Here is a 13563-nt window from a genome sequence, read left to right as displayed (position 1 = left end):
CGGAATAATCTCTCCTGATCATTACTGTCAGCCTGTTTCAGGGGCGTGTATTTATTTTACAGCCCTGATCAGTGGTTAACCCCGGGAATGAATATACCTGTCCACGATGTAGCAATACCCGCTTGTAATAGTAAACGTTTACCTGTATGGTAGCACAATCATTAACCCAATAGTTTATACGATGAAATGCCTTTATCGCTGTATTGTACCCTTGTTATGTGCCGGAATGATTTTGACCGGTGATGCCTGCCGGAAACCAGACGCCGCTATGCTATCCGGACATCCGCATGCGGCTGCCGGCAATAAGGTGGGAGCGCTCCGGCTGATCAGCAGGTCTGTTACTACCAGAGACAACAAAGAGGAAGACGTTGCTTACACCTATAACACGCAGCGGCGGCTTATCCGTTCAGACATAAAATATAAAACAGATGGCAAGTTAGTAAATACAGTCTCTTATCACTATGGCTACAATAACAGTGGCCTGCTGGCTTACCGGACGAGTAAAACCAGTGATTCTATCCATTTCTACTATGATACACAGGGTCGGCTTAGCCGGATGTCGAGTATCATCATTCCCGGAAATGTATGGCTGCAGTTTGAAACCAACTATTATTACAAGGGAGATAGCCTGGCTGAAACTACCTATGCTACCTTGTTTCCCCTTGGTGGCATTTTATTGTCTTATACTGTGCTGGCCCGTAATCAGTATGTTTTTAATGCCAGTCATCAGCTAACGGAAATACGTTTGAGAGAAGTATTTGATCGCAGAACGAAACCAGCCGGCTGGTTCCCCGATTCCAGCTATACACCTGTCATTGTACAGACAGGCAATGATCAGTATCCCAACATTTTAAGTGGTTTTAACCTGGACAAACCTGCTTTTCTGAATAACCTTTTCTATAATGACCGGCACCTGAGTCAAATGCCGGTAGTGCCGCAGCACAACGTGACCAGTGATAATGCTTACCGGCATGTGTATACCTATGATCAGTATAATCAGGTGAAGGAAATGAAAAGTTATGGCATAACAGATAACTGGCTGTATAGTAGCACTACGTTCGAATATAAAGTTATACAATAATGCGTATAGGCATATAACGGAAATGGTTAAACGGTGTGCAGTCAAAAGTATGAAAGATGATACAAATTGCGCCGCTAACCCATTAAAAAACAACGCCTGCCCATGGTCCGGCAGGCGTTGTTGATAAGATGACTGTACATTAACAGATACAGCTATCATTTGGATTACAACTGATAATTTGTGAACAAGGGAAAGTGGCGGCACCCTTTACGTCCTGTTGTTTTACCTGGGTGAGGCTGGCAATTTTAATAGTAGTCAGCTGCAGTTTTTTGGAAACGATCTTTTTCATACGTGAATCAGGTTTAAATGATAAATAAATAGGCACTGCCGATAGGAAGCTATAACAATTGGAATTATGGAATTGACAGGTTGCCTGCGACAGTATCAGCAAAATAGCATGTATGCCTGTGATATCCTTACAGTTGAAAAATGAAGCGGGGGGTGGCTGTCAGCAGGCAATGGAAGTCCGTTGTGGGATCGCACTTGATAATAATAAACCGGCGGACTGATTTTCTGACTACAGTATTATGCGTATAACCAGGTAAAGAAGGCTGAAAGTGATGGGAAGGAGGATAATTATCTGTACGGGGCCACTGCCCTGGAGCATGTTGCCGTGCAATAGAAATAGTTGGGTCAGGTAGTTATTATAGCTGGCAGGGTACAAGATAAGTGTAACTCATTTGTAGCACCGCATATCGGAAGCCATTCCTTACATTTGTTACCTAAAAAACAGGTGTAGGGTATAACCGGTATGACTTACATCCGGATAAACATATTTTTACCGGACTACATTGATATAATAGCTAAATTTTCCCCATTACTTATGCTACAGACTTTACGATCCCTTACCCTGGCAGCCGCCTGCCTGTTAGTGGCCTGCAAGAAAGAAAAACGGATGGAATCACCAGAAGAGCAGGAGGTAGTTACCGTCACCCCTGCACCCGTACCCACCATACCGCCGTCCAGACCACTTTTGCTGACAGAAATTTCCGGCGATTTTAACAGCGGCTACCCCATGAAATTTTTTTATAACGGCAACCGGCTGACCGGATTTAAACCACCTTTTTTAAGGGCGCCGGAGTTTTTTGTGTATTATCTGGCTGATCAACGGCCCGGGTATGTGGCTGTTTCCTATTATGATGTGTACATCACCAAATTAACTGCGGCTATTTTCCGGTATAACGCCGCGGGAGATGTATGTAAGGTGTACTATAAAAAAGTGACCACTGGTAAAACCCTGGAAGATACCAGCTATTTTAACAGTATTACAGATGGTCAGCTGCAATCGGAATATGACTCCCTGAGTTATACCGCAGGGCATCACATCGAAGCTATCTATACAATACGGGATAATGCCGTCTGGAATTATGTACGTTTCAGATATAACACCCCACAAGATAGTATCCCGTTTAAACTGGACAAGTTTGAAAAAGTGGCTGACAGGCATTACAGTTTATATGATCAATTGCAGCTGACGACCAATCAGGTCCGTAGTCCTTACCACGCGATGTGGTTTTTGGCATATATAAATAAACTGACTTCCGATGTAGGGGGCGGTGGTTTATTGCTGCCGTATCTGATGGATGGTCCTTCTACCTACCTGACCTATTATCTGCCCTTTATCAAAAACTGTATTGTGGGATACCAGGTAAGCAACAACTGGGGAAGCTATAATTATAAGAATAGTGTCTTCCAGTATACTTTCAATACCGATTCTACTTTACTGACGGTAACCAAACAGGGTGACCCTTTTTCAAAGGTGCAACTGCACCTGAAACCAGGCGTATAAAAACATCGTGCAGGGGCATTTTGATAAATGGTAAATTCTTAATATATTGTTACAGTAACCAGATCGCAGGAAGTCATTCGTGTAAAATGACTTCCCCAGCAAGTGAACAATGCCGGTCTGACCTGTACAATGATGTTATCCACGTTTTATCAGCTATCCATTCATGCTAATACCTGAACAATGATCATGAAAATCAAATGGAGGATACTGGCAGCCCTGCTGGCTGTCCTGACTATCCATGTACCTGCTGCCGGCAAAGGAAGAGATACCATTCCTACGGTGTATGATTCTGTTATGACCAACATCCGGCAAATACAGTGGGCCGGTGTGAAAGACACAGCTGCCCTGCGCCTCACGGTAGCCGGATTGCTGAACACCATACAGACCGATGGTTCCTGGACCGACATCAACTATGCGGACCGGGCACAAACCAACTGGACGCCGGTGGCTCACCTGGATCGTCTCCGCAGCATGGCGCTGGCCTATACCCGGGCCGGTGGCTATTACTATGGTAACGCACAACTGCAGCAACGGATTGCGGCCGGCCTGGCTTATTGGTACAGCGCACATCCTACCAGCACCAACTGGTATATGCAGCAAATCGCCAGCCCGCAACGGGTGGGCGTTATATTGATCCTGATGCGCACTGGCCTGTTACCGCTACCCGATACCACCGTACAGCAACTGCTGGGCCGGATGGCAACAGAAGGCGGGCGGCCGGACCAAAGCGGATCACAGGGTACAGGCGCCAACAAACTGGATATTGCTACCCACTGGATATACCGGGGGTGTCTGGCCGGTGATGCCGCAGTCTTATCATTCGGTGTGGCCCAGGCTTATTACCCGCTTTTTATGACTACAGGAGAAGGCATACAATATGATATGTCTTACCTGCAACATGGTATGCAGCTTTACATCGGCGGCTATGGCTCGGTACTGCTGAACGGAGAAGTGAGTGTAGCGCTGTTCACCGTAGGTACGTCCTATGCGTTGGCGGGCAGCAGACTGGCACTCCTCAGCAGTTTTATGCGCAACACTTTTCTACCCGTAATACGTGGCCAGTATTTTCATTTTGATGTACTGGGGCGTGGGGTCAGCCGGAACAATGCCCTGTTGCAATCAGGAATGGCGGGTACCGCCGCCAGTATGAAGTTGCTGGACCCTGCCTATGCACCGGTATATGATTCGGCTATCAGCAGGCTTACCGGCGTACAACCCGCGGAATTTGGCGTACAGGCTGGCCACAGCCATTTCTGGAAGTCCGATTACGCCCTGCATGTAAGGCCTGCCTACAGCTTTGATGTAAGAACAGTATCTGCCCGCACGCTGCGTAATGAAAACGGCAACGGCGAAAACCTGAAAGGATATTTTCTGGCAGATGGCGCTACCAACATCGCCACTACCGGCAACGAGTATTACAATATTTTTCCGGTGTGGGACTGGAACCGGATTCCCGGTGTTACGGCGCCGTTGTTAAACACCATTCCCGTACCTGCACAATGGGGCACAGCGGGTACCTCCACCTTTACCGGCGGAGTATCAGATAGTTTGTACGGCGTAACTACCTATGCTTATACAGATAATAACTATAGCATTAATACGACCGCAAAAAAATCCTGGTTCTTTTTCAATGACGAAATAGTATGCCTGGGCGCTGGTATCACTGCTACGGCTGCAGGGGAAGTAAATACCACCGTGAACCAGTGTTTATTGGATGGGCCGGTAACGGTATCCGCAGGTGGTGCTACCACGGTATTGAATAAAGGAAGCCGTAGTTATCCGGGGAATCTCCGCTGGGCATTGCACCATGGCATCGGCTATTTGTTCCCGCAGGGCGGCGCTGTGCATCTGGCCAACGAACAACAGGCCGGTACCTGGAAAGCGATCAATAATACTTCCGCTGCCGATACGGTACGTATGGATGTATTTAAACTGTGGTTGAATCACGGCGGGCAACCCGTTAATAACAGTTACGCCTATATGATATTGCCAGGCAAACAATCCGCGGCGGATATGGAGGCGTATGATACCACCAACATCCGGATACTGGCAAACACCGATTCGGTGCAGGTAGTCAGACATCAGGGACTGGGTATCTGGCAGCTGGTATTTTTCCGGGCGGCTACCTATACGGGAGCAGGCGTGACGATCCGGGCCAATGCCGGCTGTGCGCTCATCCTGAAAAATATCGGTACGCCCCAGGTAACAGTACACCTGGCCGATCCGTCGCAGCTGAAAAGCAGTATTGCCCTGCGTTTGCAGCTACCGGGTATCACCGGCGAAAAACACCTGGTGATGAACCTGCCAACTACGCCCTACGCCGGCGCCACGGTGAGGGGAGTGGTGAATGCCCAGACACCGGACTATACGGAGCCGGCGCCGGAAAATATACAGCGTATCTACGCGGTAGCAGATGCCTATGTGAATGATGGCGCCAACGCTGCGGTGAACTACGGTACCGCCAGTACGCTGATCATCAAAAAAGATAATACCGGCTACAACCGGGAAGTATATACGAAATTTCCATTGCCAGCCATGGATACCTCCCGGATAGCGCGCGTTACATTTCAACTGCAGGTGAAAAACGCCAATATTTCAGTGACCAATACCAACTGGCAGGTGAATGCCGTAGCAGATAACAGCTGGACGGAGCTGGGAATTAACTGGAATAACAAACCTGCTTCCACGGTTCTACCAGGCCTTTTTCCCGGTAGTCCGGTAGGTACGGCGGTGGAATTTGATATTACTGCCCGGGTGAAGGACGTGATCAGCGGCAGCCAGCCTTTGTTGTCACTGCATACAGTGGCTACTGCCCGGGGCGACGGAAAAACGGATGCGGGTTTCTATTCCCGGGAAACGGCGGATAGCGCTTTGCAGCCGCAGCTGAAGATATACCTGAAACCCTTGTCATCGCTGGCAGGGAAGACATTCATGGAAAATACCGACAAGAAACGTACGGGTGGAACCGTTATAACGGTAACGCCTAATCCGGCTACGGATGTGGTATATATCAGTGGCGGAGCTACAGGGCCGGCCGTACTCACCGACGGCCGGGGACAGGTGCTGAAACGGATACAGCTGACCGCCGGCGCCCGTACGACGCTGGATGTATCAGGGCTGCCACCGGGTATTTATTATTTTAAATCCCTTTCGTCAACGGTGGCGCAAAAACTACTGATTGTCAGATAAGTACAATAAAGGAGCTTTTTCCCGGCAGCTGTACGAGTGGTGTGCTGCCGGGAAAATACGTTGGGTTATACCAGTCCCTGTTGGGTAGCGGCTTTAACGACAGCGGCCATATTGGGCGCCTGAAATTTCTGGATGAGATTTTTGCGGTGGGTTTCTACCGTCAGTGGGCTGAGGTTCAGCAGTTGGGCAATATCCAGTGTTGTTTTTCCTTCCGATACCAGCAACAGAATTTCTTTTTCGCGTTTGGTGAGCTGGGGCGTACCTTTTAATTCGGTCATAGAAGGGCGGGCCATAATTTCTTTCACGGCCTTGCTGAATGTAACCAGTCCGCCGAGTGCTTCCTGTATACACGCTACCAGTTCTTCTCCGGATACATTTTTTAGTAAATAGCCACTGGCGCCGTTTTGCAGCATCTGTAATATCAGACTGCGTTCGGAGTGATTGCTCAAGGCCAGTATCCGCGTGGCTGGCGACAGAATTTTTATTTCCTTACATAGTTCTATACCGTTGATATCGGGAAGACTGATGTCGAGCAGCAGAATGTCTACCGGATTGGTTTGCAGATGAGCCAATGTGGCTGCACCTGTGGTGAAGCATCCACTGATCTGTATATCTTTCACATTTGCCAGCAGCTTCTGTAACCCTTCCAATACAATCAGGTGGTCATCTACAATACAAAGGGTGGTAACTTTAGTCAACATATAGTTCAATGTTTATGGTGGTTCCTTCGTTTACGATGGATTCAATGTCAATTTTTCCTCTCAGGAAACCAACCCGGTTTCTGATATTGGAGAGGCCAATGCCTTTTTGCTGATGGGCTGCCTGCTGATCAAAGCCTTTGCCGTTATCTTCCTGGGTAATAAAAAAGCGGTTATCATCCTGGCTGCATTGAAGAATAATATGAGTTGCCTGGCCATGACGGATGGCATTGCTCAGCAGTTCCTGTACGATCCGGTAAATATGCAGCTGTACTTCTTCCCGCAGGGGCGTTTCCATGTTCAGCGTCTGGAAATCAATATGGGTGGTGTCGTTGATGAGTGATTCACAGAGGTCTTTCAAGGCCGTTTTTAACCCGAATTTCAAGAGGTTTACCGGCATCATGTTGTGGGCAATGCGGCGGAGTTCTGTCACGGAATGATCCAGCTGCTGCGTGATTTTTTCCAGCTCGATGTGCTGCCCCTGGGAAAGGGTATTTTCCAGCTGGGCAGACAAATTGATTTTAGCGCCGGCCAGCATACCGCCAAGGCCGTCGTGCAGGTCGCGCGCCAGTCGTCGCCGTTCTTTTTCTTCCCCTTCCAACACGCCCTGACTGAATTGCAGCAGCTGTTGTTGTTCTACTGCCCACAACTGTTGCTGATAGCTGAGCTCTTTTTGTGCCTGCAATTTCTTTTTATGGCGATAGATGATTTGTGCTAAAACCAGCACCACCAACAGGAAGAGTATCGTACCGCCCATCAGCCAGTTCATGAGCCGGGAATTGCTGACAGACAGGGATTCCTGGAGGTTTTTGGCTTTGAGGGCATTTATTTCCTGTTGTTTCTCGGCATTCCGGTATTTTATTTCCATCGCATGTACATCGTTCTTCAACTGGCTGCGGGAGAGGCTATCGCTTAGCTCACTGTACTTCTTCATCCACTCATACGCCTGCGTCATTTGTTCCAGCCCTTCGTAGGTGGCCGCCATACCGTAATAGAGCTGTAGCCGGTTGGTGGCCAGCTGCATCATTTCGGGCTGTTGCAACAGGTATTGCAACACGGACTTCGCCTTGTCAAAATTTTTATCGTTGTACCAGGCGTAGAATTGCTGGAGTACCAATCGTTGTTCTTCATAACGAAGTCCCAGTTGTCTGGCCAGTGCCACGCCTTTATCCAGACTGGCCAGTGCGGCTTTAAACTTGCCCTCTACGGTATAGTTAAGGCCTGCAGCGGCGTAGAAGTCGAGATAGTAGAAGGAGTCCGGATAGGCTTTGAGTAAGGTCTGCGCCGTATCCAGTATCAGCGATGCTTTGGCACTTTGTCCGGATAACGCATAGTTTTCAGCCAGGGTATGATAAGCCGTAATCAGTTCGGTAGCAGCTACACCGGGTTGTTTAAATTCCTGGATGGCATCAAAAATATAAGCGGCTGCTTTTTCATACTCTCCTCCGTTTTTAAATACCAGGGCGAGCGCCAGATAATCCTTGCCGGTAACGGTATGGTCGCCGGATTGTTTGGCCAGCGGAATGGCCTGATGAATCAGGATGTCTGTAAAGGCTTTGGAGTCATCCTGTCTTTGCATGATGGCGCCGTAATCGTACCAGGTCCGGGCCCTGTAGCGGAAAGCCTCAGGGGTAGACCATTGGCGTAGTAACGTGTCGGCTTGCAGGTAAAATGTTTTGGCTTTTTCCGGCTGTAATTTCGCGAGCAGGTAGCCCTGGTAATAAAGGTGTAGTGCCAGCAGAAAAGGTGTTTGCCGGCTATACTGATAACCTTGCCGGAGGTATTGTGCCGCTTTGGCGGAGTCGGAGACAAAGGACGCTGCCAGCGCATAATACGCCATGGCTTTGGCACTATCGGTGGTGGCTTGCTGCAGCTGTTTTTGCAGACTATCGGCAGCGGGGTTGGAAGCAGCCTGCCGGGAATAACCGTTCATGACAACGATCGAAAACAAACATAACAGGAGGAAGCATCTTCTCATAACACCAAAATAAAAAACAAATGCATAGGCTGTATTAAAAAAATCAGAATACCCGAAAACAGGTAGGTGTAAATCCTGTGCCGTGGGTATTGCCGGAAGCGGGGGCTGTTTTACTTTTGTAGCGGAAATATACCGGATCGCCGGTATCGTTTTTCCAGCTGTGCGGCATTTGCTGACACTTGTTATCAGGCAATCATTATCCCTGCATCATAGAGGGGCACAGCGCCGGCATCGGTACAATTGCCGGATGATGTTCCCGCAAAGGACAACAGGCTGTTTTGAAATCCGCGTTCGGCGCGGATTTTTTTTATGTGGATGATGCATCCGCTTTTTCCCGTCATCGTTCCATTGTTATTTTCTCCGGAAGCAGGATAATTTTTTAATAGATGGTATATTTGCCGGCAGTTATTTTCCGCTTTAAAAAGTTATCATTGCAACATATGGCAAAACAGCTGACAGCATTACAGCAGATACCCGCGTCCGGATTTGATTTTTTAGCCACCTTAAAAGAAAACAATAACAGGGATTGGTTCAATGCCCATAAAGAGGTATTCCTGCAGGAACAGGCACAGGTAGCCGTATTTGCAGAGGCCTTGCTGGCCGGGCTGAATACGCACGATCAGATAGAAACGCCTTCCGGCAAACAAAGCCTTCACAGGATTTATCGCGATACCCGTTTCTCTTCCGATAAAACACCTTACAAAACCAACTGGAGCGGTGGTTTCAGACGCGCCACCAAATATCGCCGCGGCGGTTACTATTATCATTTTGAACCGGGCAACAGTTTTATTGTCGGCGGTTTCTGGGGGCCCTCCGCCGGGGACCTGAAACGGGTACGGGATGATATTGCCTTTGATGCAGCGCCATTGAGAAAAATAATCAATAGTCCCGGATTTACGGCGAACTTTAAAACGCTCGAAGGCGAACAGCTGAAAAGTGCCCCGAAAGGCTTTGATAAAGACCATGAAGCCATTGACCTGTTACGTTATAAGCAGTACCTGCTCATCCGCCGGTTTCCGGATAAAGTAGTATTAAGTCCGCAGTTTCTGAAAGAGGCGGGGCTTACTTTTGAAGCCATGCGCCCTTTCTTTGACTATATGAGTGAAGTATTAACCACCGATATCAACGGACTGGAAATACCATAAATTGTCGGCAGCCGGCATACCGGCGCTACCACTTTTACCGTTAACAATGTAACACCATTCATCTTTTCATAAACTTTCTGTATAATGCTAATCAAAGGACTATCCCGTGTAATACTGCTTATTGCATGTTGTTTTTATGCCAGTCAGGCGGCTGCTCAATCGGCCACTGTAACGGATGTTACCAAAGGCATATTCACCTGGGTAAAACATTTGAATAATGATGTGGATAAATACGCTACGCGGGAAAAATCCGCGGAATTAAATCAGCACCTGACAAACCTGAAACAGGAGTTGAATAATTACCTGAAAACCCGGAAATCCCTTTCTGATAGCTTATTGCGGAATAATATCAAGCCCGGTAAACAATCGCCGGAAGACCTGGAAAACGTGAAGTTGAAGATGCGTAATGTGATGGAACAGATCCGTAATATCAATGACCTGACCAACCGGGAAATCCGCGAGGAAGGAGACCGGCTGAATGATGAAATCTACGATGCATTGTTTGGTGAACAAAGTCATTACCTGTCTCACCTGGAAGCCTTCCTGGATGGAAAGGACGTGACCAAAAAAGACCTCGCATTGGATAACAGTATGGGATACGACCGTTTGCAAAGCATCATGCAGCAGGTAAGTGCTACCCAGGAAAAGCTGGACAGAAAATATAAATAATAACAGCGCCGCTGTTGCAATACCGGTAATATGGCTACGCAAAAAATGCATGCTGAGGAAGCAGATACCAGTATACCGCTGGTAAAACGACTCCTGCAGGCACAGCTGCCCCAGTGGGCGCAGCTGCCTGTGGAGGAGGTGCATAGTGCCGGTACCGTTAATGCCATTTACCGGTTGGGTGCAGATCGGGTGATCCGGCTGCCCCGTATTGAAGAAGGCATGTGGCAGGTAGAAAAGGAACACCACTGGTTGCCGGTGCTGGCGCCTTTGTTGCCGTTGACTGTGCCGGTACCACTGGTGAAAGGAGCACCGGGAGAAGGGTTTCCCTGGTCCTGGTCCGTGTACCAATGGATTGCCGGCGACAACGCTACCATTACCCGTTTTGGCGGAGATACGGCGGCAGCTGTGACGCTGGCAAATTTTGTCAATGCCTTACAGCAAATAGATCCGGGTACGGGGCCCGGCCCGGGTACACACAACTTTTTCCGGGGCGTACCACTGGCCACACGGGATGCTGCTACCCGGGAAGCTATCCGCACCTTGTCTCATACGCAGTCTATGGAAGCCGTGACAGCAGTATGGGACCAGGCTTTATCTGCGCCGGTATGGGATCGCTCACCGGTATGGATACACGGAGATCTGCATGGTGGCAACCTCCTGGCCACCGAAGGGCGTTTAAGTGCCGTCATTGATTTTGGTGGCCTGGGTGTAGGCGATCCCGCCTGTGACCTGCTGGCAGCCTGGATGTTATTTACTGCGCCGGCACGTGCAGCGTTCCGCGCCACCGTCCGGGCCGACGAAGCTACCTGGCAACGGGGCCGTGGCTGGGCGCTCTCCGTAGGATTGATTGCCTTACCATATTATGAAAAGAGTAATCCCGTGCTGGCAGCCATGGCCCGTCATGCTATCCGCGAAGCGGTGGCAGACTACCAGGTGTAAGGGATCAGGACTGCCCCGTAATATCCGATACTGCCATAGATCCCCTGAAATTATTAGGTACCCCTATCACCAGTTCCTTCACGCTGAAATAAGGCGCGGCCAACGTTTTAGACTCCCGCAGATACCCCATCAAGTAGCCGAAGGCCTGCAGGTCGCTCGTTTCAATAATTAAAAAATCAGATACCCCCGGATGGGTAAAGTCAGCGTCATACAACCGGACCTTACAGACGTTGCTGTAATGCTGCAGGATAGGGCGAAACTCCGTTTCTACAAACGTGTCGCGTTCGGTGCGGGGCATACTAAGCCATTGTGAGGTGGCATTGACTAAAATGAGAATGGTGTATTCCATCTGTTTTATTTTTCACAAAACTACCTGGGCGCCGGGAACTAAACATTTACATAGGTTGATGTATGCCATTTTTTTCAGCCGCCCTTATACGGGAGAGCTGTGTAGGGGTAATACCCAGGTAGGCGGCAATATGATGTTGTTTAACCCGTGCCGCCAGATCCGGGCAGGTAGCCAGCAGCTCATAATACCGCTGGCCGGCGGATTTTTGTTTCAGGCTGATCTCCAGTGATTCTTTGGCCACCACCCAGTTGCTTTCCAGGTAGCGGATGTAAAACATCGCAATATCATGGTGGGTAGCTACGAGTGCCAGGAAGTCCTGGAACCGGAATTCCAGGAGGTGGGTATCTTCCAGTGCTGTAATCATAAAATCGCCGGGGGTGTGGGTGAGCAGCGCGGTCATGGAAGCGATGAAGGTATGTTCCGGGAAAAACTTTTTGATAATCCGTTGTCCGTTGTCGTCTGTATAAAAATAAGCCAGCAGCCCGCTGCTGACAAAAGCAGCGCATTGCGGGATGTTACCTTCCCGGAGATATACAGCGTTTTTTTTCAGCTGCTTAGGCTGGAGTAGTCCGTTAATCAGTTCCCTGGAGGAAGCTGACAAAGGGTAATAGTGTCCTGTAACTGACCAGAAATGATCCATAGATGATCGTCTTTATCGTATTTATCAGGACGAATACCACCCGTATTTATTGTGTGATGATGGCCGGCATCCTTTCGGACGCCGGCATGGTATAACGCTATGGGCTACACGTTGACAGACGAAAGTAGCCTGTTTTTCAGAAATGCTGCTGCTTCCAGCTGCGCAGCGCTGGCTTCGGGAAACAGGGCATCCATGAGAAAAAACAAATGGATCATGCCCTCATACAGGGAATAGGTAACAGGCACGCCTGCCGCGGCCAGTTTTTGGGAGAGTAATACACCGTCATCTCTCAACGGATCACAGGCAGCTGCAATGATCAGCGTGGGCGGAAAACCTGCGAAATCATTTTGCAGTACCGCAGCCAATGGCGGGGCTGGTTGCAGCCCGTCGCCCAGGTAGGTATGCCAGCAGTATGCCATAGCCGCCCGGGTCAGGCCGTAGCCGGTGGCATAGGCCTGGTACGAACCGGTATCCATACGGTTATCTACAGGAGGATATATTAACAGCTGGGCAGTCAGGGAGATACCTCTTGCTTTGGCTTGCAACAGGGTAGCAATAGCGATGTTACCGCCGGAGCTATCGCCGCCTACTGCCAGCCGGGTAGTATCTATGTCATGTTCCGGGCCATGGGCAAGGAGCCATTCGAGGGCGGTCCATCCATCTGTGGCGGCAGCCGGAAAAACATGCTCCGGCGCCAGCCGGTAGTCGACAGATACGATGGTACAACCAGAGCCAACTGCCAGGTTCCGGCAAAGCCAGTCGTGGGTAGCGATGCTGCCCCGGATCCACCCACCGCCATGGAAATACAATAAGGCCGGTTGCGGGCAGCTACGATCCATCTGATAGATCCGGATATGCAGGCCCGCCTGCACAATATGGTCGCTGATAAAAGGTACGGCTGCGGGAGCTTTACTCCAGCCGGCTACCGCTGTCAGCAACATTTCCCGGAACACGGTAATCGGTGGCTGGCTGCCGGTTGGGGCAGGGAGGCTGTTCAGGTAAGTACGCACTTCGTGGGTGACGGTAGTAGTATACGATTGCATCTTTTTTTTCGCAAAAGTGCGGGATATATACACACGAAAAGAT

Annotated in this window: 12 protein-coding genes; 6 read left to right on the top strand and 6 right to left on the bottom strand. The window is 49.4% G+C overall.

Translation table 11 applies throughout. The features are described 5' to 3' along the window. The first annotated feature begins 181 nt into the window (after positions 1–181). Entirely contained in the window at positions 182–1081 is a 900-nt protein-coding gene (locus OL444_RS20510) for a hypothetical protein (protein WP_264730107.1), read from the top strand. Between the two features lie 139 nt (positions 1082–1220). Here OL444_RS20510 and OL444_RS20505 read toward each other — a convergent pair whose 3' ends face one another. Continuing rightward, entirely contained in the window at positions 1221–1370 is a 150-nt protein-coding gene (locus OL444_RS20505) for a hypothetical protein (protein ID WP_264730109.1), read from the bottom strand. 534 nt (positions 1371–1904) lie between these two features. On the opposite strand from OL444_RS20505, the gene OL444_RS20500 reads away from it, so the two are divergent. Further along, positions 1905–2870 (top strand): hypothetical protein, encoded by a 966-nt coding sequence (locus OL444_RS20500; protein WP_264730111.1) that lies wholly within the window; start codon positions 1905–1907, stop codon positions 2868–2870. Between the two features lie 186 nt (positions 2871–3056). Beyond that, positions 3057–6059 carry a polysaccharide lyase family 8 super-sandwich domain-containing protein gene (locus OL444_RS20495; RefSeq protein ID WP_264730113.1) on the top strand — a complete coding sequence of 1001 codons (3003 nt, stop codon included), beginning with the start codon at positions 3057–3059 and terminating at the stop codon, positions 6057–6059. A 65-nt stretch (positions 6060–6124) separates the two neighbouring features. On the opposite strand, the gene OL444_RS20490 is transcribed toward OL444_RS20495, so the two are convergent. After that, entirely contained in the window at positions 6125–6760 is a 636-nt protein-coding gene (locus OL444_RS20490) for a response regulator transcription factor (protein ID WP_264730115.1), read from the bottom strand. Then, positions 6750–8735, bottom strand: a complete 1986-nt coding sequence (locus OL444_RS20485; protein WP_264730116.1) for a tetratricopeptide repeat-containing sensor histidine kinase — start codon at positions 8733–8735, stop codon at positions 6750–6752. The genes OL444_RS20490 and OL444_RS20485 overlap by 11 nt, the downstream gene beginning before the upstream one ends. 440 nt (positions 8736–9175) lie before the next feature. On the opposite strand from OL444_RS20485, the gene OL444_RS20480 reads away from it, so the two are divergent. From OL444_RS20480 to OL444_RS20470, 3 genes are all read left to right on the top strand, one after another. Beyond that, a complete protein-coding gene (locus OL444_RS20480) occupies positions 9176–9880 on the top strand; it encodes a DUF2461 domain-containing protein (protein ID WP_264730118.1) in 705 nt (234 codons plus the stop codon). An 84-nt stretch (positions 9881–9964) separates the two neighbouring features. Continuing rightward, entirely contained in the window at positions 9965–10549 is a 585-nt protein-coding gene (locus OL444_RS20475; RefSeq protein WP_264730120.1) for a hypothetical protein, read from the top strand. A gap of 30 nt (positions 10550–10579) precedes the next feature. Beyond that, a complete protein-coding gene (locus OL444_RS20470; RefSeq protein WP_264730122.1) occupies positions 10580–11488 on the top strand; it encodes an aminoglycoside phosphotransferase family protein in 909 nt (302 codons plus the stop codon). 4 nt (positions 11489–11492) lie between these two features. On the opposite strand, the gene OL444_RS20465 is transcribed toward OL444_RS20470, so the two are convergent. From OL444_RS20465 to OL444_RS20455, 3 genes are all read right to left on the bottom strand, one after another. Next, positions 11493–11837 (bottom strand): darcynin family protein, encoded by a 345-nt coding sequence (locus OL444_RS20465; RefSeq protein ID WP_264730124.1) that lies wholly within the window; start codon positions 11835–11837, stop codon positions 11493–11495. Positions 11838–11883: 46 nt separating this feature from the next. Next, a complete protein-coding gene (locus tag OL444_RS20460; protein ID WP_264730126.1) occupies positions 11884–12477 on the bottom strand; it encodes a Crp/Fnr family transcriptional regulator in 594 nt (197 codons plus the stop codon). 104 nt (positions 12478–12581) lie between these two features. After that, positions 12582–13520, bottom strand: a complete 939-nt coding sequence (locus OL444_RS20455) for an alpha/beta hydrolase (RefSeq protein WP_264730127.1) — start codon at positions 13518–13520, stop codon at positions 12582–12584. Positions 13521–13563 lie beyond the last annotated feature (43 nt).

Source organism: Chitinophaga nivalis (assembly GCF_025989125.1).
Lineage (GTDB): Bacteria > Bacteroidota > Bacteroidia > Chitinophagales > Chitinophagaceae > Chitinophaga > Chitinophaga nivalis.
Note: the sequence above shows the minus strand (reverse complement) of the source record. Positions and strands in the feature narration are given on the sequence as shown.

Bases quoted from the DNA above. Each gene is read 5' to 3' on its own strand.
- OL444_RS20460 (WP_264730126.1), bottom strand. From the start codon at position 12,477: ATGGATCATTTCTGGTCAGTTACAGGACACTATTACCCTTTGTCAGCT.
- OL444_RS20500 (WP_264730111.1), top strand. From the start codon at position 1,905: ATGCTACAGACTTTACGATCCCTTACCCTGGCAGCCGCCTGCCTGTTA.
- OL444_RS20470 (WP_264730122.1), top strand. From the start codon at position 10,580: ATGGCTACGCAAAAAATGCATGCTGAGGAAGCAGATACCAGTATACCG.
- OL444_RS20465 (WP_264730124.1), bottom strand. From the start codon at position 11,837: ATGGAATACACCATTCTCATTTTAGTCAATGCCACCTCACAATGGCTT.
- OL444_RS20490 (WP_264730115.1), bottom strand. From the start codon at position 6,760: ATGTTGACTAAAGTTACCACCCTTTGTATTGTAGATGACCACCTGATT.
- OL444_RS20505 (WP_264730109.1), bottom strand. From the start codon at position 1,370: ATGAAAAAGATCGTTTCCAAAAAACTGCAGCTGACTACTATTAAAATT.
- OL444_RS20485 (WP_264730116.1), bottom strand. From the start codon at position 8,735: ATGAGAAGATGCTTCCTCCTGTTATGTTTGTTTTCGATCGTTGTCATG.
- OL444_RS20495 (WP_264730113.1), top strand. From the start codon at position 3,057: ATGAAAATCAAATGGAGGATACTGGCAGCCCTGCTGGCTGTCCTGACT.
- OL444_RS20510 (WP_264730107.1), top strand. From the start codon at position 182: ATGAAATGCCTTTATCGCTGTATTGTACCCTTGTTATGTGCCGGAATG.
- OL444_RS20480 (WP_264730118.1), top strand. From the start codon at position 9,176: ATGGCAAAACAGCTGACAGCATTACAGCAGATACCCGCGTCCGGATTT.
- OL444_RS20475 (WP_264730120.1), top strand. From the start codon at position 9,965: ATGCTAATCAAAGGACTATCCCGTGTAATACTGCTTATTGCATGTTGT.
- OL444_RS20455 (WP_264730127.1), bottom strand. From the start codon at position 13,520: ATGCAATCGTATACTACTACCGTCACCCACGAAGTGCGTACTTACCTG.